Source organism: Aequorivita sp. CRS11, from assembly GCF_059693805.1.
This window is the reverse complement of sequence record NZ_JCATIG010000003.1, coordinates 276,751-298,921: the sequence shown is the minus strand read 5'-3', so window position 1 is coordinate 298,921 and position 22,171 is coordinate 276,751. Positions and strand designations below refer to the sequence as shown.

Below are 22,171 nucleotides of genomic sequence, written 5' to 3'. Positions count from 1 at the left end.
TTAAATTGCCTGTTCAGCAAATTGTGAAACTCCATTTCTGGAAAATACAGAAGTATCTCCCTTTAATTGGTCTGCTAGCTCATCATCTTGAGTGCCCTGCCCATTATCTGGAACATACACATATCTATGATGTAGGATAAGTTCTTCACCAGTTTCCTTAACCACATAGGTATAAGGTTCTACTTCCTGTTTGGCTATGGAACCAGGCATTTCAGTTCCAATTAGAGCTTTACAGGTCTGCTCATCAAAAGTGCTGGTAATAAATGCCTTTTTAGCTGTGGCATAAAATTGAGAGGTTTCTTGGCTTTTTACCATTTCAATACCTCCTTGAAGTTCCAAAATGAAGAATGGTGTACCATCCTCTTTTTCTCTTTGTTTAAATCCAATAATTCTAACCATTGTATAAAATTTTTAAGTTGATATAAAACCTGAATAAATTGACACGACTGCTCAACCTCAACTATCACCTTGGATTGAATATTGTCAAAATAATATCAGGTACAGATTGGTTTAATCTGCACACATTGGCAAGGGTATTTAGTGAGGCTTGCTTGGGTGTGAGTGAGGGGGTGGATTGAGCCATCCAATTTTAAAACTGCAAGAATGTTTAGTAGTACTCAAAACATCTGAACCAATTGAATTTAAGTTTGAATTTATATCAATTTTAATGTCCTAGATTGCTTATCAGTTTACATTATAATATCCCTGCCCAAAAAAAAGGCAACTATTGGTATTAGATGGGGAGTGCTTCCCTTTTGGAAAAGACCAGGGGGTGTTTATAAGGACACTCGCGTATATGTAATATTGAAAAGACTGAAATTTTTATAAATTTTTTCTGTTAAAAAAACATAATAAAATGGCTATTTTTAAACTTTGAAGTTTAAGTAATTAATAAGCAAATGAATTCAAAAGAAATACAGAAGAATATTGAAACACTTCTCAACAATTTTTCTAAAGAAGATTTTATCTATGATTTATTAATTGCTTATGGAACTTCAAAATCTGTAACTACAAGATTAAAAAAAGGTGATTTTAATTTGTCTAAAGTAGATGGAGAGGTTCTTTACAAAAAAAAAATATTCTTTAAAACTGAAGCACCTGACAAACTTTTAAGTTCTATTGACAGTCTTACAAAAGAGGATAGAATCTTAAAGCACAAGCCAAGATTTGCAATACTTACTGATTTTAAACAAATTGTAGGTAAAGATTTAAAAAAGGGTAGAAGTTTAGATATTAAATTAACTGAGCTAGCAAATCATTTCGATTTTTTCTTACCTCTTGCTGGCAGTGAGGTTTATAATTCAAGCAACGATAATAAAGCTGATAGAGATGCAGCCTATAAAATGGCTTTGCTTTATGATTATTTAAGAGAGGAAAATCCCGAAATCTATAAATCAAAAGAGAGTATTCACAACCTCAACATATTCTTATCTCGTTTATTATTCTGCTTTTTTGCTGAGGATACAGAAATATTTGAAGAAGAAAGTATCTTCACTAATACCTTAGCCCAACACACCAACACAAATGGCAAGGACACTCATATTTTTTTAAATCTCCTATTTAAAAGATTAAATACACAAAAGTCAAATGGATTTCCAGATTACTTAACAAAATTCCCCTATGTTAATGGAGGTTTATTCAAAGACCCTATTGATTCCCCTATATTTTCATTTAAGGCTAGAAAAGTATTAGTAGAACTAGGAGATTTAGACTGGAAGGATATAAACCCAGATATTTTTGGCTCTATGATTCAGGCTGTAGTTATAGATGACTACCGTAGTGATTTAGGAATGCATTATACTTCTGTTCCTAATATTCTAAAGCTTATCAAGCCTCTATTTTTAGATGAATTTTATGCAGACTTTGAGAAAAACGAAAATAATATTACAGAATTAAGAAGGTTAATTAATAGAATATCAAAAATTAAATTTTTTGACCCTGCCTGTGGTAGTGGCAACTTCTTAATTATAACTTACAAGGAAATAAGGGTTTTAGAAATGAAAATTTTAAAGCAGATAATAGACTTAACCCCTAATCCTGAAATTGTATTTACACAAATTCGCTTATCCCAATTTTATGGTATTGAGCTAGATGATTTTGCTCACGAAATGGCAATACTGGCACTATGGTTGGCAGAGCATCAAATGAACAGGATATTTGAAGAACAGCTATTTGATTATGGTAAATCTGAACCCATATTACCTTTAAAGGAAGCAGGAAAAATTATTCAAGGAAATGCTCTCAGAAAAGATTGGGAAGTTGTCTGCCCAATAGATTTAGCTGATGAGGTTTATATAATTGGTAATCCTCCATATTATGGTAGCAGAAAGCAACATCAAGAGCAAAAAGATGATTTAAAACTTGTGTTTAGAACAAAGTATAAAAGTTTGGACTATATATCTGCCTGGTTTTTTAAGGGCGCCAATTACATTAATAGTTTTAATGCTAAATGCGCATTTGTATCAACAAATTCTTTATGTCAAGGAGACCAAGTCGCATCAACTTGGTGCAGAGTACTTTCTGGCCAAATTGAAATAGACTTTGCGCACCAATCCTTCAAATGGACTAATAATGCTAAAGGAAATGCTGGTGTGACAGTAATTATTGTTGGGCTGAGAAATGTATCCAATAAAAGCAAATACTTATATATAAATAAGTTTAAAAAAGAAGCTAAAAATATAAATCCTTATTTAATTGATGCATCCAATATTGTTGTATTTGGTAGGAGTAAACCACTTTCTTCATTTCCTGAAATGCGATTTGGAAATATGCCAAATGATGGAGGAAATCTGCTTTTAAATGAAGAAGAAAAAGAAGAATTGATAAAAAAATATAAGCAAGCAGAAAAATGGATTAAAAACTATATGGGTGGGGCGGATTTCATTAGAGGGGATAAGAGATATACACTTTGGATAGATGACAATGAGTTAGAGGAAGCCATAAAAATCAATGAAATAAAAAATAGACTTGAAAAAGTGAAAATTCATAGGGAAAAAAGTACAGAAAAGAGTACCAGAGAAAAAGCTAAAACTCCCAATCATTATTATTTCTCAGCTCACGAAAAAACGGACTCTATAATAATTCCAGCAACAACATCAGAAAGAAGGGATTATATTCCAATTGGGTTTTTAGATGAAAACACAGTAATATCAAATTCGGCTATGGCAGTTTATAGAGCAAAGCCTTGGTTGTTCTCTGTATTAACAAGTAGAATGCATATGGTCTGGGTGAGAGCTGTTGGAGGTAAATTAGAAGAGAGGTTAAGATATTCAGCTAAATTGTGTTACAATACTTTTCCATTCCCGGATATTAACAATAAACAAAAAGAGATATTAAATCAATATGTCTTTGATATTCTGGATGAGAGAGCTAAACACACTGGTAAAACAATTGCTTGGTTATACAATCCAGATACTATGCCAAAAGGATTAAAGAATGCTCATCAAGAGCTAGATAAGGCTATTGAACAATGTTATAGAATACAAGAATTTAAAAATGATACAGATAGATTAGAATACCTTTTTAAATTCTATGAGGAAATGACAAAAAAAGACACACTATTTGCCAAACAGAAGAAAACAAGAAAGATAAAAAAAGCATAAAATGGATTTTGGTTTTAAAGACGACATAGAAACATTTTTAAATCAATCTAAAATTACAAAAGTTCAATTTGACGAATTTAAACTCAAATACTGTTTAAAATATAATTTAAAGGATAAAAACAAATTACTTTTTTTATTTAAAAAGCTTGAAAATCATTTTGGAGAAGATATTTATAATGGTCCAAAAAACATTATGAATGTTTTAGATTTCAATGTATCAAAATCAAATATAAGCCATTCAAAAAAACCTATTAAACAGGGCATAAAGAAGAAAAAAGGAAAAAACAATGTTCAGAAAAAAAAGGCTTTAGAAAAAAAAATAAAATTATCAATTTCCAATTGGAAAAATAAAAATTATCAAGCTAATATTCTTGAACAAATAAAGCCAAAAAAAGGTTTAACTAAAATAAAAAAGCATCCAGACTCACATTATCATTTATTAAAATTAAAAAGAGTTTTTCTAAAAAGTGAAATAACGTTGAGAGAATTTGCAAAGGAGCTTAGGTATGAAAAAGAATACTATTTAGCTCAGTTACAAAAAGAATTTCCAAATGTTACATTGGATACTATACTAACTGAAGAACATCTAAAATATGGAATTGAAGATTTTTATTATGACTATTTGTATTTGCAAAATGATTTAAAAAACATAGTTACTAAATTACCTAAAACCAAACCCAATTATTATAAATTAATTTATACAAGATAGATGAAAAGATATATTGGAGAAATCTTTTGGATAAGTGGATATTACAAACAAGAAGATGCTGATGGAGTGTCAAAGGCAAATATTAGAAGAGCAATTCTAAAGGATGGAATATTTAAAATTGACCATACAAACCCCAATGATTATCCTGATAGTGAAATAAAATTAAAGACAAGTGATGGAATTTCTTTTGCCGGTTCTTTCAAATATATTGATGATAAAAAGTTTAAAGGTTCAGTAAATATGTCTCTTTATGATAATCCTTCTCAAGCAATTTTAATAGGCAAGTGGGTTGAAGATGGAGAAATTTATACCTGTATTATAGAATTGAAATTAGTAAAGGAATTTAAAGATTAATTATGCCAGATTTAGTAAATGTACAATATCAACAAACTGGAAACAGCAAAAAAACAAATGCTTTAGGTATGCGTGAAATGCAAGAAAAAGCATTTGCTGCCAATACTGCACAGTATTTATTAATCAAAGCTCCACCAGCTTCTGGTAAATCCAGAGCCTTAATGTTTATTGCTTTAGAAAAACTAAATAAACAAGGCATCAAAAAAGTAATTGTAGCTGTTCCAGAAAAGGCTATTGGTGCTTCCTTTGGAACTACAAAATTAAAAAAATATGGCTTTTATACAGATTGGAATCCCAATCCTAGATATAATCTATGTACACCTGGTCCAGAAAAAAGTAAAGTAACTGCCTTTTTAGAATTTTTAGATTCAGATGAAAAGATTTTAATATGCACTCACGCTACTTTACGTTTTGCTTTTCAAGGATTGGATGAAAAGAAGTTGGACAATACTTTAATAGCTATAGATGAATTTCATCACGTTTCTGCTGAATTGGATAATAGATTGGGAGAGGTCTTGAAAAGTATTATGGCTAAATCCAATGCACATATCATTGCTATGACAGGCTCTTATTTTAGAGGTGATAATATTCCTGTATTAATGCCAGAAGATGAAGCGAAATTCACTAAAATAACCTACAATTATTATCAACAGCTAAATGGTTATGAATTTTTAAAATCTTTAGGTATTGGCTATCATTTTTATACAGGCAGATATTTTAAAAAACCATTTGACAAAGATATTTCTGCTTTAGAAGAAATTCTAGACCTAGATAAAAAAACAATAATCCATATACCTAGCGTTAATTCGGCAGAATCTTCAAAAGAAAAGTATGAAGAGGTTGGACATATTATTGATGCTATTGGAACAATTGAATATCAAGATGAAAAAACTGGTGTTTTATATATAAAAAGTAAAAAAGCTAATAAGATACTTAAAGTAGCAGATTTAGTAAACGATGACCCAAAATCCAGAGAGAAAATAGCGAGTTATTTAAGAGAGATTAAATCTCCTGATGATATAGATATTATAATTGCTCTAGGTATGGCAAAGGAAGGTTTTGACTGGCCATACTGTGAGCACGCTTTAACTATTGGTTATAGAGGTTCATTGACTGAAATTATACAAATTATTGGTAGAGCAACCAGAGATAGCAATAATAAAACCCACGCTCAATTTACCAATTTAGTAGCAGAACCAGAGGCAGAAAATGATGATGTAAAGGTAGCGGTGAATAATATGCTAAAAGCTATTACAGCTTCTTTGTTAATGGAACAGGTTTTAGCTCCAAACTTTAATTTTAAATTGAAAAGAGACGATGAAGATGAAAGTGAGGATGATGAGAACACTATTAGAATAAGAGGGTTTAAATTACCCACTTCTAAAAGAGCTAAAGATATTATTGAAACTGATTTAAATGACTTAAAGGCTAGAATATTACAAGATGACCAAATGCTTAAAGCAATGCCTGGAAATCTAGACCCAGAAACTATAAATACCATACTCATTCCAAAAATAATCAGGGAGGTTTATCCAGATTTAGATGAGGATGATGTTGAGGCTGTAAGACAACATGTAGTAGTAGATTCTGTAATAAAAAACAGCACCATAGAAGAACAAGGAGGGAAAAAATTTATAAGAACTGCGAATAGCTTTATTAATATAGATGATATTCATATTGACCTTATTGATGCAGTAAATCCATTTCAAAAAGCTTTTGAAATATTATCTAAATCTGTTACTGCTCAAACCCTTAGATTGATTGATGAACATATACAATCTATCAAAATTGAAATGACAGAGGAAGAGGCTATTTTGTTATGGCCAAAGATAAAAGAGTTTATTGCTAAAACTGGTGAACAGCCAAACCTACAAGCTTTTGATTATAAAGAAAAAAGGATGGCAGAAGCCATTGTATATTTAAGAGAATTGAAACGTCAAAAAATGTTAAATGAGTAAAAAGAAGCCAACATTAGATGACATCTTTAATGATGATGAATTTGGATTGTTAGATTCAAAAGCAAAAACTTCAAATATAAAATCTGAAGAGGATAGGCTTATTGATTCATTTGAAGAGATAAATACTTTTTTTGACAAAAACCACAGAGAGCCTAGCACCTCAACTATGACAGAATATGGCTTATTGGCAAAACTTAAAAATTTTAGGCAGGATGAGACAAAGAAAAAAGTAGTTAAGCCTTTTGATAGACATAATTTGCTAGGGTATGTAGAAATGGATAAGCTAAGCTTAGATGAAATATTGAATGATGATGATTTAGGCTTGTTAGATACTGATAAGGACCTTTCTATTTTTAAATATAAACATATTCCTAATAAAGAAAATAGAGCAGAGACAGACTTTGTTGCTCAAAGAAAACCCTTAAAAGAGAAAGACTTTAAGCCTTATGAAGCAATGTTTCAAAAGGTGCATAAAGAAATTAAAGAAGGTAAAAGAACTATTAAACCATTTAAAAACATTGAAAAAAATCTTCATATAGGAAACTATTATATTATGGATGGCATTCTTCTTTATTTAGAGGCTGCAAGTCTTGAAGAATCTGAAGTGGAACTAAAATCTGGAAATAGAGTTAGGCTAGAAGGGAGAACTAAAACAATTTTTGAGAATGGTACATATAGCAATATGCTTTATAGGTCTTTAGGTAAACAAATACAAAAAAGCGGGAAGCTAGTAACTAACACTATTGAGGAGAGTGAAAATGAATTATTTGTTAATACCGGGTTAGTTAAAGAAGAAGATGTTCAAACTGGTTGGATTTATATTCTGAAATCCAAATCTACACATTCAGAAATTTCAAAAATAAAAGATTTATACAAAATAGGTTTTTCTAGTGCATCTGTTGATGATAGAATAAAAAATGCTAAAAATGAAGCTACTTACTTTTTCTCTGATGTACATAAGGTAGCCACTTACAAAGTTTATAATAGAAATGCAGATAGGTTAGAAATGCTCTTGCATAGATTCTTTGCAAGTGCCTGTTTAGATATTGAGTTCACTAATGTCCAAGGGCAAAGAATTAACCCTAGAGAATGGTTTGTTGTTCCTTTTAAAGTAATAGAGGAAGCTGTTCAGTTAATCCTAAATGAAAATATATTGAATTATAAATATGATACTAATAGTAAAACTATAGCTTTGAAATAGTTTTATTTTAGATGACAAAAAAGATTTCAGAAAATTTACATTTATTATTATAATATTAAAAAAAAATTAAATGGGGGAATTATCAAGTAAAATTGGAAAAGATGGGGAAAAAATTATAGATACCTTATTTAAAGACTTTTTGGGGTTTCCTAATTACAGAGAGAATATCAATATTAATTGTATAAATAAAGAGGAGCACCATGTATTAAGAGATAACAATCCCAGTACTCACGGTATAGATGGTCTGGTACATTATAGAACACCTTTGGATGAAGAAACTTTAGAGTTTGGCTTCATATCAGTAAAACATTCAAAAAATCCATATCCAAAATACCCTCGAGGAACATTCAAAAAATATTTTATCGACATAGCTACAGGCATCGAATGTTTCAAATTTTCACCAATTATCACTGAAATACAAAGTAATGCTAAAAATGTAAAAAGAACCAGAATAATTGGGGTTCTATTTTGGTTTTCCAGCCATAATGATTCAAAAACAAGTGACATTTTAGATGAGCTTTCCAAATCCCAACTTGAATCATTACAATTACAATTTGATGAAATTATTATTGTGGATAGTGCGAGGCTACAGTTTATCCTTCAAAGTTTAGAGAGAATAAAATTATTAAGTGACGATTCATATCAGTTTGTTTATCCTTCTACTGGATTAAATTATAATGCTCAACATAATGAGAATTTTGGAAAAATTATGCCTATGGAATTTTTCGCATATGGAATATTGCCATTAAGATATGAAAAGAACGGCTCGACAATATTCCATTTAGCTTGTAGGGAAGGTATTTCTGAAGAGGCTTTAATTCAAGTTATGAGCTTAGCTAAAAATTTTGATAAACTGCAAGCTTCACAACAGATAACAATTACTTTTCCTGATTATAATTATCAAGACCACCAAGATATAGTTTCTAAAGTTAAATCATATTTTGATGACCAGATTTTTACAAAACTAATAAGTATTGAAGGACAAGAAGCAGATTTTAGAAATTTATAATATGACAAAAGAAATAAACAAGCCAAGTAAAGACTATGAGTTTCACCTGCCAAATGGTGAAATTCTAAGGACAATGTTAGTAAAGCCTGAACTAACAGATTATAATTTAAAAGCTGTAATAAAATCTAAGGGTATTTTTCTATCTAAATATACCAAGGAAGATACTATTCCACCATTAATGAGAAGTCTTCTAAGCCCTAAAGAATATGATGAAATTAGAGAATTACAGAAATTTAAAATTGAAAGATTTAAATATAGGACCACCCAGATACCTTGGCAAGGAAGTAAAAATATTTTAGCAAACTTACCTGAAATAGACCTTCATAAAATTCTTAATGAAAGATATAAATATAACCCAGGATTTGAGCTAATTGGGGTGCCAAGTTTTGTTCCAATTGATAGTAGAACTGACAAAGTAGAACTTAAATTTAAAATTGAAGAACATTCGAATATTGAAACTATAAATAGTAAAAAAAAGCAATATGAGGGCAGTTTAATTATTGAGCTTAAAGATGATGGTCATTTACATTTGCGTAGCACCAAAACTTATACTTCTAAAGGAACGCAAGACCTAGTTAACTCGTTAGAATTAAAATTAGAAAAACATTTTAAAGAAATAGGTACAGTAAACAAAGAAGACAGCTATGAAAGAATAATGTTTGGTCACTTCAGTAATATAAATAGATTTATATTTTTTATGAAATTTATGGATGATATAGGTTTCCTAAAATTTAAAAAAATTGTTGATATTACTGTATCCCCTGATCCAGAGGAGGAAATTCCCGAAGATGCAAGAGAATTCTTAAAGAATATTGAAAATTTAAATTTGAAAGGAAAGTCCTTACAAAAGCATATGCTTTTATCAAAACAAAAATATAGAGATTCTATATGGTTATTATCAATCATTGTTCAGTATGAATTTGTTCACAGTGAAGGCAATGGTATTTGCGAACTTGAATTTGCTTTTCCTGATTTTAATTCTAATGAAAGTGAAAATGCTGAATTTCAATTTTATATTGGGAAAATTTCTGTAGATAGAAATTACAGGGCATTTGCAAAGAAAACTAAAATTGAAAAGTCTATATTTCAAGAGGTGGATAATCATAAAACATTCCAATACAATTCCTTAAAAAAAGATTAGAAACCACCCCACAATTAAGTAGGGTGGCCTCACTCAACTCAAAAACCAATGGTAGTTAGAATCACCATTGAGAGTTTGTGCCAATCCATTTGCAAATTCAAAAGCATTTACATTTCTATCACTGAAGGTGTCAATATAACTGCTCTTATTAGCTGAGGTGAATAGATTATAAACATTCCAAAGGTTAATGTTACCTTCTGTATTTTTACAAAATCTTTCATCTTGATAATAGTCCTTTGCAATGGTTGTCACCTGCCCATCATTAAGAAGTAATGGAGGAACCTCAGCCTTTTGTTCCTTGGGCAAATAGTTATACAACCTTGATTTTCCAATTAACTGTGCAAATTGGCTTTCAGTCAGGTTATATTGGGTTAGCTCTTCCATCTCTCTTAAATGCTTGCCAGCATCATAGTTCTGGATTAGCTCCATAACCTTTCCTGCCAATTCCTGCATACTTCCTACCCTCATTTCAGCAGAGTACCCATCTGTACTAATGCACAGATTACAGCATACCATATTTTGGAACCCAATGAACACCTTGAATTTCTCTACAGACTTTTTATTGTAAAGATTCTCCTGATTGTATGCACGTACTCCACCTATTGTAAGGGCAACAGCATTTCCATTGATAGTTTCCATAATACTAGGCACACGAATTATAAAAGCCATCCTTTCATAATAGATAGTCTTTTCGTGGTCCAATAAGTCTTTAACTGACTTATGGATGGCACTTGGAGTTCTACCTTTAATCTGATGGCTAATGCGTATCTCTGGTTCATCTATGTTATGATTTGAAAACACTTTGCCTACACAATTTTGTGCTACCTCTATAAATTCCTGATGGCTAATGGTTCTTTCATTATCCTTGCTAAAAACAGGAATGATACAATCATTTTGCAAATGGGGAAGGCTTACACTTTTGGTATTAGCCTCAATAAAGGGATTTAGCTTTTTTGGTACTGAAGGCATTTGCCTTCTATATTCTTCCCTCTGTTGAGGTGCAACTGGCACTAGAGCTAAAGGGTTTTTAGGAATGATTTGTTGTTCCATTGCTTGATATTTTTTCAGGGTTTAACAATTGTTTTTTTGAAAGTATGGTTTCCTTCTGTAATTGGAAATCCTCCTCCAAGTCCTTCATAGTATAGTGCCTTTGGTATAAAGCCCTCAATTGCTCTATATCCTTACACTCTTTGATTTGCTTCCTTACATCTTCCAGACTAGTTCCATTGTTGCACCATTCCAAAATCTTTCTTCCTGTAGCTGCGCTTATAATGAATTCCGGTTTTCCAGAAAATAGGTTTGTCCTGTCCTTACTTGAAACAGCAAAATGTTTGGCATCTATGTCAAATACTAGAGTAAACTCATAGTCTACACCATCTCTCTGAACAGCCTTTAATCCTACTTTCTCAGGAATATACTTGCCATCCTTCTGATTTAATACATAATCCTGCTTGGTTCTCATTGTGGCTATTATATGAGCATTGGCTTGAAGGATTTTATCCACAAAGGTTTTTTGTCTTGGGGTTACCTTAGCCCAATTCGTGAATGAATTTCCAGCTAGCTTAGAATGGAAATCCAAAAGCTCATCCCAACATTGGGAAATGGAATCAATTATTATTACTTCCATTCCTGCTTTCTCGCATATCTCAATAGCTTTTACATAGTTTTCTGGTGTAAATGGTGGGGTTAAGGAAAGCACATTATACTGTCCCAAATGGGCATACAAATCTGCACTTCCATTTTCACTATCTATGATAGCTACTTTTGAAAAGTCTCCATTTGTAAGTCCTTTTGCAAGGAGTAAAGCTGAATAGGTTTTACCTGCTCCAGCACTCCCCTGTAAAGCCATTTTGATTTTGGCTCTTTTTCTTTCTGATTGTCTTAAGTTCATAATTTAAAATTTTAAAGGTTTATATTGAATTGAAATAGGTTTCAGATTAAACTGAAAAAGCATCTTACTGAAGTAGTAAAATGCTTTTTTTTAATGTATTTTTTCAAAAAGGCTATTAGCTTTAAAATGCTCTCAACCCTCATATTTATTAGGAAATGTCATATTTTTTAGTTAGCTTTGTGCATCTATTCAGCTACATAAACCTAACTACAATGTAGTTCCTCGTCCAAAGCTCCTGCGTTGTTAAAATTTAGAATTTTGAAAGGGGAGGTGTATTGTAAAAGAGGAGGGGAAAACTTTTGTGAAAGTATCTGGAAGCTCTAATTTGCTATTTTATAAGAATAGGTTTCCAAGGGTTCCTCTAACAGTTTTTCCATAGCATTGTCCAAAACCTCATCTTCAAATTCCTTCAAATAGGCTCTTGTTACATTTACATTTTGGTGCCCCATAGTTTCACCAATAATATCTGTTGATATTCCTGCATATTTCAAATTGGTGGCAAAACTGTGCCTTATGGTATAACTCGTTACATTGGTTTTAATCCCTTGCAATTTTGCGATATCCTTTAAATCACCATTAAACTTCTTTAGGCACTTGTTCTTTCTGTTCTCAATCTGCATTGGGGTTAAATCATTACGTAACAAAATTGGAAAAATATACTCTGTCAAACTTCCCTGGGCTTTATAGTAATCCAACACTTTTTGTACTGGTGGTAATATCTTAATAGAAAATCTTCCTTTGGTTTTGGACCTTTTGTAAAGGATTCTTTCCCCTTGGATATTGGACCATTGCAGTTTCATCATATCCACGAAATTCATCCCTCCTGTATAATAGCTAAAAACCATATAATTGTGGGAATTGATTAGATGGGGAAGGTTGCTTGTGTCAAGTTCTTCCAATAGCCTTATTTCCTCTCTTTTCAATGCTTTCTTGATATTTTTCCCCTTCAATCTAGACACTTTATATATCTTAAAGGGATAGTATCTTTCATTGGTAACACCTTTCTTAATAGCATCATTAAACAATGCTCTAATTTCGCGCATCTTAACCCCTATACCTCCATCTTGATTGCCCTTAGCCCTTAAGTACGTTTCATATTTGAAAAGCAAATCTGCATTAAGTTGATTGAATTTTAATGACTTGCTTTTATGGAATTTGAAAAATGAGGTGTAAGCATCCCTATAAGCCCTGGCATTCCCTGTCCTGCCCATTTTGATTAAGTCAGCTATCTTTTCTTCCCAAAATTCTGCCACTGTCTTTTTACCTCTTTTTACTCCTCTGAATTGTTCTTCAAATTGTTCGAGGGTAAAATCTACTTCAGCTGAGATAAATTCATCAATGATTTTAAGGGCTTTTTGCTCTAGTTCCAATAGGATTCTATTGCGTTGGTTCCAATTGGGGTGTGTCTTCTTAAACTTATTTGTTTTAGAGTCCCAATCCTGTTTCTTTGCAGCTATTCCCAATGAAATAATTTTGGACTTCCTATCCCTTACAATACGCATTACAATGGGGCATTCTCCTTTGTTGTTTGGTTTATTCCTTAGTAAGATGTTTATACTTGCCATAATTTTGTTTTTTGGATAGTGATATATTCCCTATATAAAAAGAAGGGATTACATCACTCTAAATTAGTTGTTGATGAGATAAATGAATTTCTTCAGTAAGAGTTTCTGTAGAAGGACTTTAGTTTTCAATAGGTCATACTTTTGTAGTAACCTCAAATAATCCCTGCTGTGTCTCATTTTAGTTTGAGGGGTTAGGTGTGCTATCCCTTGTTCCCAATAGTTCGGATTGTTATATCTGCACAATTTGTTTAAATCTGCTGGGGAAATGTCTCTATCAGCATAATTATCAATTATTGTCATTTCTTCAAACCTCAACATCAGGTTTAGGAACAATTTTCTTAATAGGAGTTTGTTTTTTAAATCTGGTAAATGAAATATTCCCAGTTTTTGAAATTCCTTGGCTTTAATAAATTTTACCTCAAACCTCAGCAAGTTGTAATTTAGCCTATACTGTTTTGCCTTGTCATAAATCTTAATAAAATGGTTGTGATAATCAAATTGTTTTAGCTCTCCCATACCATTAAAAAGCCTATTATGATTTGGTCCTTTCAACTTATGCATAAGCACGTTTTGCCTAATAATATCACTAGCTGATACTGGAGTTTCAATATTAATCCCAAATTCCAGTTGGGTTAACTTAACTCTGTCAACATCCACAAGCTTACTGCTTATATAATCAATTGCCTTGCAAATTTTGGAATAACCAAAATCATTGTAGTTATGGTTTTCCCCAATTGTATAGTCATTATAAGCCTTGTGGATTGAGTTTCTTACATATCCGTGTTTACTGGTAACCCTGACTTCCATACCACTGAACTCAGTACAATATGGATATTTAATTCTTCCAGAGTGGAGCCCTAAAATGGCATCTACTTCTTCAAAATTTTCTGGATTGCATACAAAGGATTCAAACCTAGATTTGTCCTGATAGTATATCTTGATGTAGTCTACCATAACTCAGGCTTTTTTGAGTTATAAAGCCCACCTTCCAGTTGCTGAATGGTTTCCTCATCTGTAGCTACCCTGCTTCTTTCAATCCAATCATCTACCTCTTCTTTTTTGAAGTAGATTTTCTTGCCCCCAGGTATATAAAAAGGGATTTCCTTTTTACTGGTTAATTTGTAAACAGCAGATTTTGATATACTCAAGTAATCTGCTATTTCTTCAAGGGTCATAAATTCCTTTGATGGCTTTACTATTTCTGCCAACTCTTTTTTAATTGCTTCTATTTGCTCATTTGAAAATTCAATTTTTTGAATGTTTTCCATCATCTTTAAGATTTAGGAATGTCCGGACATTCAATTAATATTGAGACAAACTTAGAGCATAAAAAAAACCTCAAACCATTAGTGTTAGAGGGGTGTTAGATGAAGTGTTAGATAAAGTATTAGATAAGAATCTAGGACTTTAAAATTTTGGAAAGGTGTCTGTCTAATCTTTTTATTTTTGGAGAATTCTTTTTTTTGATTCTTGTATGAGCATTATCTAAATCAGCCTGGTTCAATAATTTTCTCTGTTTATTAAAAAAGGATTGGGACTTATCAATTTTAGAAACTGTAAAATCAAAAAATAATGGTTGAAGAGAATATATAAAATGGACAGCTAATTCATTATCACAACTAAATTTTAAAAAATCAGTTGTATTCACAGGGTCTCCACATAAAACATTTATAAAGGTTTCTATGGTTACTTCTTCATTATCAAATATTCCGAGTTCTATTGCAACCTCATAAATCTGTTTGAGTATTGGCACCCTTGTTTCTGGCTTGATGTTAAAAAATGATGTCTTAGGAAGATTAATCTGAGCTTGCTTTTTAAAAGATTCACTTAGTGAATACTTATCTATTAAATAGGTGAGTAGCTCCAGTAAATTGGTTTCAATAAATTTAAGCTTGGGATATACAACCTTAGATTTTTCTATTAAGCTCCTTAAGAGCTTTGCTTGAGTATTTAAAAATTCTTGTGCATTATTACCAGCCTTATTGATATCAAACACTGTTGCATCAATTTTCTCTTTTGCAATTTGGACTTCCTTAAAAACTTCTTTGGGAAATTCTTGTGCAAAGTTGTAAGTCACAATAGCTTCAATAGGTCCATCTGTAGCTTGGTCATAAAAAACCTTTTCATATTTAATAATACCCTTTTTTGGGTCTACAAATTCAACTTGGCTTCCATATAATTCTTGAATTTTAGTAATAGCCTCATTTTTAAAAAATGACAATTTGTTTGATTCAAGTAAGTTTTGAAAATAGGAGAGAATTTCAGCTTGTGGGTTAGGGGTCATTTATAATAGAAATTGGAAATACTAAGATACAATGTTTGACCTATGTTTGACCCACCTAAAAAACAAAAGCCACTCAATTTCTTGAATGGCTTGCTATTGTTAAGCTCCTCCTCTTGGGCTCGAACCAAGGACCCTCTGATTAACAGTCAGATGCTCTAACCAACTGAGCTAAGGAGGAATTTTGCTTTAGCGGTTGCAAATATACCTATTTTTTAATTCCGTCAAAATAAAAAATGAAACTTTATCAACTTTGTTGCCAATTGCCCAAAAATAATTTCTGAAAAGCAAAAAATTACAGGTCGTTTATTTCTTTGAGGAGTACAATATTTGAAGATGATTCACTATTTTCAAGAACCGTCTTGGCCTCTTCTACTTTATTTCCTTTTAAAAGGGAAAGTGCCAAATAGTGCCTTACTTCTTCATAAAAAACACTATTGGTTTTGTTTTTTGCCAACTGTAAATATTTCTCGGCTTGTCGGGGGTTGCCATTGGCTAAATTTGCAACTCCAAGAAAATATATTACTGTATCATTTTCAGGATTGGCAGCATAAAGGTGCTCCCATCTGTTTATGGCCTCGTCGTATTCCTTGCGCTTGTAGTTTACCATTCCGTAATAAAAATCGTAATCTGAAGAAGTGCCCATAGTGGTGGGAAGGCCCGGATCTGGTTTAAAATTTGCCGCAAATACTTTTTCGGGTGAATTACCACTATTAAAAATAGCCCAGGTACTAACACCAATTAAAACCAAAAAAGAAGCTGCCAGTGCCAACCACCCGCGCGACATCCCTTTCTTTTCAGGCTCATCTTTTATTTCTGAATGAAAATCGTCAAGCGAGTTTTTTAAATTGCTTTCCTCTACACTTTGCATTAGTGCTTTTTGTTCTTTCACCATTTGGCGAAAATCCGGAAATAGATTCATTCGCTCTTCGAACTCGGCAAGCTCATCGGTATCTAATTTTCCCAACAAATATGCATCAATAAGTTCCGCATTTTCTTGGTTGTTTTCTATTTGATCATTTGGGTCCATTGGGGATTGTTTGTATCATTTTTTTTAATTGCTCCTGGCAACGGTATTTTGCGTTGCGCGCAGAAGCTTCATCCATCGATAGTATTTGTGCGATTTCTTTATATGGCTTCCTTTGAAAATAAAAGAGTTTCAGCAAAGTTTGGCAGCGTTCGCTAAGATTGTCGATGCAATCCATTAGTAATTTAATTTTTTTATTTGTCACCTCGCCAATCTCAATGTCGGGCTCGTCATACTCTATGTCGCGATTTATAAAGGTGGTATTCTTATATTTTACGGAACGTACGTGGTCCAGCCATTTATATTTTGCAATCTGAAAAATATATCCGTTGATGGCGTTTTCGCTTTCGGCAGTAAACCTATCGTTTTTAATGTTTCGCCACATAGCTATAAACGCTTCTTGGTAAACATCTTTTGCCTGCTGCTCGTCGCCGCTGTTTTTTAGTACGTAACGCTTCACTTTCGCAAAGTTAGTTTTATATAAATTTTTTAATGTGGTAGCATCATTTTGTTTAATGAGTACTACGGTGCTATTAAATGGCAAATTGATTGATTTTTGGATACTTTGCTTCTGCATGGATTATAAAACAATACAGAAAGATACAATTTATCTGTAATCGTTTTTTGTTTTTTGAGCAACTTAAGGTAAATAGCTGTATTTTTTCGTTTAAATGAACAGTTTCGTTTCCCTATTATTGTACAAAAAGCCTAAAAATTGATTTTGCCATTCTAAAAACACATCGAAAAGGAGAATGAAACGTCATCAAAATAATCAAAAAAAATACTTCAGAAAAATCCGAAGTATTTTTTAAATGGTATAATCAATTGGTTTTATTCAAACAACCATCGGTAAATATCATTTCCATTGGCGAAGAGTACCAAGGCTATTAGAATGAAGAACCCAACCATTTGGGCGTACTCCATAAATTTGTCGTTCGGTTTACGTCCCGTAACCATTTCATATAAAAGAAACATTACGTGACCCCCGTCCAAGGCAGGAATGGGCAAAATGTTCATAAACGCAAGAATGATGGAAATCAATGCCGTAGTTGCCCAAAAGCTCTGCCAGTCCCAGGCATCGGGAAACAGATTGCCGATGGCCCCAAAGCCTCCCACTTGTGTGGCGCCCTTGGAAGTAAAGACGTATTTGAATTGTTTTACGTAATCCTTCAACGTATTGTAGCCGAAAGTAATGCCGCCCACAATGCTCTCACCAAAAGTATATTTTATTTCGGTCTTACCTATTTGTGGAACAATATCCTTACCAAATGAATTAACACCAATTATTCCTTTTTCGTTCGGAGTTACCCGCAAGGTATCCACTTGGTTCTCACGAGATACAACAATAGTGTTTTCTCTATCTTTTAAGGTAAGATTCTGGAATTCATCATAAAATTGAACAGATGTTCCATTTACAGCAATAATTTTATCATTTTTCTGAAAACCGGCTTTGCCGGCAGGATGGTCTGCAAGTACTGTATCTAAAATTGCCAAACGCCTTGGTGTAAACGGAAAGTGTGTGTCGTTTTGAAACATTTTTGTTCCCGCATCCTCCGGAACTGAAATGGTTTCAACAGTACCGTCGCTGTGTTTTACTTCTACTTTTGAAACATCGCGCAAGAAAATATATCTGTTAATGTCCATTACGTCCTGCAACGGTTCGCCATTTACGTTTAATATGTGGTCTCCGTCACGAAAGCCGTATTCCTTAAATTGCTCGGTAACAGCAAAACCCTGTGGAATATCATTGTTTGTGGTAATATCTCTTCCGTAGAAGTAGAGTATTCCCATATAAATTACAAAGCCCACGATAATATTTACCGTTACGCCCCCAAGCATGATAATCAATCGTTGCCAGGCCGGTTTGCTTCGGAATTCCCACGGTTGTGGTGGCTGCGCCATCTGCTCTTTGTCCATGCTCTCATCTATCATTCCCGAGATTTTCACGTAACCGCCCAAAGGCAACCAGCCGATTCCGTAAACGGTTTCGCCAATTTTCTTTTTGAAGAGCGAAAACTTCACATCAAAAAAGAGGTAGAATTTCTCTACACGGGTTTTAAATAGTTTTGCGGGAATAAAGTGCCCCAATTCGTGCAGCACGATCAATAATGATAAACTTAAAAGAAGTTGTATAGCTTTAACAGCAAATGGACTCATAGTTTTTTAAATAAATATTTTATAAAAAGCTCAATTTTAAAATCACTCATTACCAAAATCGAGCCTAAATTTTTTTTTTGCTTGCCAGTGTCAGGTTCAGCAAAAAATCGCACAAAAGTAACCTTTTAGAGCTTGCAAAAAAAATAAGCGGGTAGGTTCCCGCTTATTTATTGTTTTTTTAGAAGAACGTTTGTATGGAAAAACGTTTTATTCCTTTACTATTCTTTTATTGATTGTGCCTTCTGAAGTTTCTATTTGAAAAAATAGAATTCCTTTTGAGAATTTCGAAATATCAACCGTTCCTGAATATTTTTCAGAATATAGCAATTGCCCCAAAGTATTATAAATATTGATATTTTGAATATTTATAGAAGCTGGTTTTTCCAAATTGACTATTCCCGAAGTTGGATTTGGATAAAGAATAAATTGTTGATCCAGTGTAAAATCTTCGGTTCCCAAAACCACATTGTTGCTGCGGGAAATTAAATGATAATCGGGATCAAACTGAACATTTTGTACCGTAAAGCCCACTGCTGGCTGAAATGCTTGGTTATTTGTAGTGTTGTCCAGCACAATATCCAAGGTTTCTCCCTGCGTTCCGTTTATCCGCAATGGAACGGGCGCCTCAAAAAATGAAACCGATGAATGGCTTTGGGTCTGGGAAATCACCACATTTATATTCGACTGCCCGCCAGCTTGATTCCATCTAATAGTATATCGCGGATAGCCTTCGCCATAGATCCAATCGTTAAAAAATTCCGAAAGATCCTCACCTCCTGCAGCGGCTTCCATATTTCTGATGAGGTCTGGAGTTTTAGCGTAGCCGTAAGATAAAGTAGGGTCTGCCAAATAATCTTTCAAACCTTGAAAGAAAACTGCATCGCCCAGTTTTTTGCGAAGCATATGCAGCACCATGGAGCCTTTATTGTAACTAAGCCTGCTGCTGAAAATTCGATTGACCGAAGTTGTATCCTGCGCTGGCACATACACAGACCCATCTGGCGAATCTGTGATGGAATTTATCTTATCCTGCCTCCATGATCTAAAATCTGATGGACCATCAAAATCTTCAATAACGAGTCCTGAAAGATATGTGGCGAAACCTTCATTCAGCCAGATATCTTGCCAACTGCCACAAGTAACTTTATCACCGAACCATTGGTGACCAAGTTCGTGTGCAATCAACCCACGGCTAAGGCTGCCCATAAACGAAACCGTTGTGTGCTCCATGCCGCCACCCCAGCCAAACTGTGCGTGGCCGTACTTTTCATTAGCATAAGGATAGGGTTCAAAAAGATCTGCAAATAAATTCATAATATCCACGGTTACAGGTGTACGTGACTGTGCGTATGAAAGGTCTTCGGGATAAATGTAATTTACAATTTCAAAAGGATTGCCGTTATTGTCAACAGTATGTGAATATACCGTGTAATTGGTTACTGCAATGGCAATCAAATATGCGGGAATAGGATATTGGTGCCTATAATGTGTAGTTTTGTTACTGCCATTAATTGTTTGACTTATTTCCAGCCCATTTGCGACGGCTATATATTCTTCATTTGAAGGATTGAAACGCGGAGTGGTAATATAAACATCAATCATATCTATCTTATCGTTCAAATCTTGTTTGCAAGGCCACCATGCTTTTGCTCCAAATGGCTCCGAAAGCGTCCACATCACGGGATCACCATTGTGGGTGTCTGTTTCAAAAGAACCAAAACCTGAGCTTACGGGGTTACCGGAATAGCTTACCGATAGTGAATCCAATACGCCCTGAGCTTGCATCTGTGGAAGCGTAATTACAACCTCATCATCATTATTTTGGGTAAAACTAAGGGGCGTTCCGCCCTGTGTAACTTGTGAAACCGTCATGTTATCAACAAGTTCAAAGGTTATGGTATTCATATTTTCCTTGGCCACAAAATGCGAAGTGACCTTCCCGGTAATGAATGCCTGAGAAGGATTTACCGTAAATTCCAATCTGTGGTATTTTAGGTCATAATTCCCTGTGTTCATATTTACTGGTTTTCCAAACCAACCAGTTGCAGCTTTTGCTTCAGCTTCGGTGATATCATCTGAATGAAAATTCTGGGAAAAGGATAAAAAGGAAATCAAAATTAAAATGGGGAGTAGTAATGTTTTCATAATAAAACAAGATTGATTAATCTAGATTCTGTGTATAGAATTTATGATGTTAAATGTATTCATTTTAATAGCTTTAGAACTTATTTTTGCAGCCAAATCTATTAATTGAGTCTAAAATTTAACGCAATGCTTACTTTCTTCAAAAAATATAAATTCTTAGCAGTTGTTTTATTGGTGCTTTCCATCATTATCATTTCTGTAATATATCAAATATTGAAGCCGAAAGAAGTGCTAAAAATCTATCAGCCGGCAGATGTTTCAACAGAACTTGTGGACAGCACGCTTCAATACGTGAAGAAATATCACACTATTGCAGATTTTAGCCTTACAAACCAAAACGGCAAAATGATTACCCAAAAAGATTACAGCGATAAAATTTACGTGGCAGATTTTTTCTTCACTACTTGCCAGACCATTTGCCCTATCATGACAGACCATATGGTGAAAATTCAAGAAGAATTGAAAAACGATAATGAGGTCTTACTTCTTTCACATACCGTAACCCCAGAGATAGACAGTGTTGCACAACTTAAAAAATACGCAATGGAAAAAGGTGTGGATGATGCCAAATGGAATTTAGTAACTGGCGATAAAAAGGAAATCTACGATCTCGCAAGAAAATCGTATCTCGCGGCAAAGGATGTTCCCTATTCCGAAAACGATCTGGTACATACCGAAAATTTTATACTTGTGGACAAAAAGAAGCGAATCCGTGGTTTTTACGACGGTACAGATCCCGAGGCCATTGAAAAATTATTGGCAGATATCCAAATTTTGAAACAGGAAGATTAATTTCTTGCAGGTTGAAAAACGGCAGTGCCTAAAAAATCTCAAAAGGTCTTTTCCCACGTCCTTTTTTTCCTTTACTTTTGCCTTGTTTAAAATCAATCTAAATAAAAAGATGGTCATTACTATTGCTTCACTTAAAAAAGGGCAACGCGGCATTATCAAGGAATTTTCAATAGATGTTGTTCCCTTAAAGCTATTGGAGATGGGCTGTCTACCCGGTAATGAGGTCTCTTTGGTACAAATGGCTCCTTTCAATGATCCGCTATATTTGAACATCAACGGAAGCCATCTAGCCATTCGAAAGGAAACGGCCAGCAAGATTGAAATTGAATTGATATAAAT

Annotated in this window: 19 protein-coding genes, 1 tRNA gene and 3 pseudogenes; 9 read left to right on the top strand and 14 right to left on the bottom strand. The window is 33.4% G+C overall.

Going from position 1 to position 22,171, the window contains the following annotated elements:
* The gene (locus AC58DT_RS07330) at positions 1 to 399 is read right to left on the bottom strand and encodes a hypothetical protein (protein WP_497216218.1); all 399 of its coding nucleotides are present in this window, start codon (positions 397 to 399) and stop codon (positions 1 to 3) included.
* A gap of 500 nt (positions 400 to 899) precedes the next feature.
* Here AC58DT_RS07330 and AC58DT_RS07325 point away from each other — a divergent pair, with 500 nt between their 5' ends.
* From AC58DT_RS07325 to AC58DT_RS07295, 7 genes are all read left to right on the top strand, one after another.
* Entirely contained in the window at positions 900 to 3,602 is a 2,703-nt protein-coding gene (locus AC58DT_RS07325; protein WP_497216217.1) for a class I SAM-dependent DNA methyltransferase, read from the top strand.
* Between the two features lies 1 nt (position 3,603).
* On the top strand, positions 3,604 to 4,311 hold the full coding sequence (locus tag AC58DT_RS07320) for a hypothetical protein (protein WP_497216216.1): 708 nt from the start codon (positions 3,604 to 3,606) through the stop codon (positions 4,309 to 4,311).
* Positions 4,312 to 4,665 (top strand): hypothetical protein, encoded by a 354-nt coding sequence (locus AC58DT_RS07315; RefSeq protein WP_497216215.1) that lies wholly within the window; start codon positions 4,312 to 4,314, stop codon positions 4,663 to 4,665.
* 2 nt (positions 4,666 to 4,667) lie between these two features.
* Complete coding sequence (locus AC58DT_RS07310) at positions 4,668 to 6,623, top strand: DEAD/DEAH box helicase (RefSeq protein WP_497216214.1); 1,956 nt, start codon at positions 4,668 to 4,670, stop codon at positions 6,621 to 6,623.
* Positions 6,616 to 7,824: a GIY-YIG nuclease family protein gene (locus AC58DT_RS07305; RefSeq protein WP_497216213.1), complete on the top strand. Its 1,209-nt coding sequence runs from the start codon at positions 6,616 to 6,618 to the stop codon at positions 7,822 to 7,824. The genes AC58DT_RS07310 and AC58DT_RS07305 overlap by 8 nt, the downstream gene beginning before the upstream one ends.
* 70 nt (positions 7,825 to 7,894) lie before the next feature.
* Entirely contained in the window at positions 7,895 to 8,833 is a 939-nt protein-coding gene (gene gapS4a / locus AC58DT_RS07300) for a GapS4a family protein (protein WP_497216212.1), read from the top strand.
* 1 nt (position 8,834) lies between these two features.
* A complete protein-coding gene (locus tag AC58DT_RS07295) occupies positions 8,835 to 9,974 on the top strand; it encodes a hypothetical protein (RefSeq protein ID WP_497216211.1) in 1,140 nt (379 codons plus the stop codon).
* 33 nt (positions 9,975 to 10,007) lie between these two features.
* Here AC58DT_RS07295 and AC58DT_RS07290 read toward each other — a convergent pair whose 3' ends face one another.
* The 13 genes and pseudogenes from AC58DT_RS07290 to AC58DT_RS07230 form a co-directional block, all read right to left on the bottom strand.
* The gene (locus tag AC58DT_RS07290; protein ID WP_497216210.1) at positions 10,008 to 10,943 is read right to left on the bottom strand and encodes a DUF3871 family protein; all 936 of its coding nucleotides are present in this window, start codon (positions 10,941 to 10,943) and stop codon (positions 10,008 to 10,010) included.
* A gap of 58 nt (positions 10,944 to 11,001) precedes the next feature.
* Positions 11,002 to 11,865, bottom strand: a complete 864-nt coding sequence (locus AC58DT_RS07285) for an AAA family ATPase (protein ID WP_497216209.1) — start codon at positions 11,863 to 11,865, stop codon at positions 11,002 to 11,004.
* A gap of 320 nt (positions 11,866 to 12,185) precedes the next feature.
* Positions 12,186 to 12,758: pseudogene (locus AC58DT_RS07280) on the bottom strand (site-specific integrase); the annotation flags it as partial.
* Positions 12,759 to 12,839: 81 nt separating this feature from the next.
* Positions 12,840 to 13,106, bottom strand: a pseudogene (locus AC58DT_RS07275) (phage integrase SAM-like domain-containing protein); the annotation flags it as partial.
* A 63-nt stretch (positions 13,107 to 13,169) separates the two neighbouring features.
* Positions 13,170 to 13,430 (bottom strand): annotated as a pseudogene (locus AC58DT_RS07270) (Arm DNA-binding domain-containing protein); the annotation flags it as partial.
* Positions 13,431 to 13,493: 63 nt separating this feature from the next.
* Complete coding sequence (locus AC58DT_RS07265) at positions 13,494 to 14,384, bottom strand: hypothetical protein (RefSeq protein ID WP_497216208.1); 891 nt, start codon at positions 14,382 to 14,384, stop codon at positions 13,494 to 13,496.
* The gene (locus AC58DT_RS07260; protein WP_497216207.1) at positions 14,378 to 14,701 is read right to left on the bottom strand and encodes a helix-turn-helix transcriptional regulator; all 324 of its coding nucleotides are present in this window, start codon (positions 14,699 to 14,701) and stop codon (positions 14,378 to 14,380) included. Before AC58DT_RS07260 ends, AC58DT_RS07265 begins: the two co-directional genes overlap by 7 nt.
* Positions 14,702 to 14,829: 128 nt before the next feature.
* The gene (locus AC58DT_RS07255; RefSeq protein WP_497216206.1) at positions 14,830 to 15,714 is read right to left on the bottom strand and encodes a hypothetical protein; all 885 of its coding nucleotides are present in this window, start codon (positions 15,712 to 15,714) and stop codon (positions 14,830 to 14,832) included.
* A gap of 104 nt (positions 15,715 to 15,818) precedes the next feature.
* Positions 15,819 to 15,892: transfer RNA gene (locus AC58DT_RS07250), tRNA-Asn, on the bottom strand.
* A gap of 114 nt (positions 15,893 to 16,006) precedes the next feature.
* A complete protein-coding gene (locus AC58DT_RS07245; protein WP_497216205.1) occupies positions 16,007 to 16,741 on the bottom strand; it encodes a tetratricopeptide repeat protein in 735 nt (244 codons plus the stop codon).
* Positions 16,728 to 17,315 carry an RNA polymerase sigma factor gene (locus tag AC58DT_RS07240; RefSeq protein ID WP_497216204.1) on the bottom strand — a complete coding sequence of 196 codons (588 nt, stop codon included), beginning with the start codon at positions 17,313 to 17,315 and terminating at the stop codon, positions 16,728 to 16,730. The genes AC58DT_RS07245 and AC58DT_RS07240 overlap by 14 nt, the downstream gene beginning before the upstream one ends.
* Positions 17,316 to 17,569: 254 nt before the next feature.
* Positions 17,570 to 18,895, bottom strand: a complete 1,326-nt coding sequence (gene rseP / locus AC58DT_RS07235) for an RIP metalloprotease RseP (protein WP_497216203.1) — start codon at positions 18,893 to 18,895, stop codon at positions 17,570 to 17,572.
* 207 nt (positions 18,896 to 19,102) lie between these two features.
* A complete protein-coding gene (locus AC58DT_RS07230; RefSeq protein ID WP_497216202.1) occupies positions 19,103 to 21,040 on the bottom strand; it encodes a M1 family aminopeptidase in 1,938 nt (645 codons plus the stop codon).
* A gap of 126 nt (positions 21,041 to 21,166) precedes the next feature.
* Here AC58DT_RS07230 and AC58DT_RS07225 point away from each other — a divergent pair, with 126 nt between their 5' ends.
* Positions 21,167 to 21,832, top strand: coding sequence for an SCO family protein (locus tag AC58DT_RS07225; RefSeq protein ID WP_497216201.1), 666 nt, complete (start codon positions 21,167 to 21,169; stop codon positions 21,830 to 21,832).
* A 109-nt stretch (positions 21,833 to 21,941) separates the two neighbouring features.
* On the top strand, positions 21,942 to 22,169 hold the full coding sequence (locus AC58DT_RS07220; RefSeq protein WP_062620684.1) for a FeoA family protein: 228 nt from the start codon (positions 21,942 to 21,944) through the stop codon (positions 22,167 to 22,169).
* Positions 22,170 to 22,171: the final 2 nt, after the last annotated feature.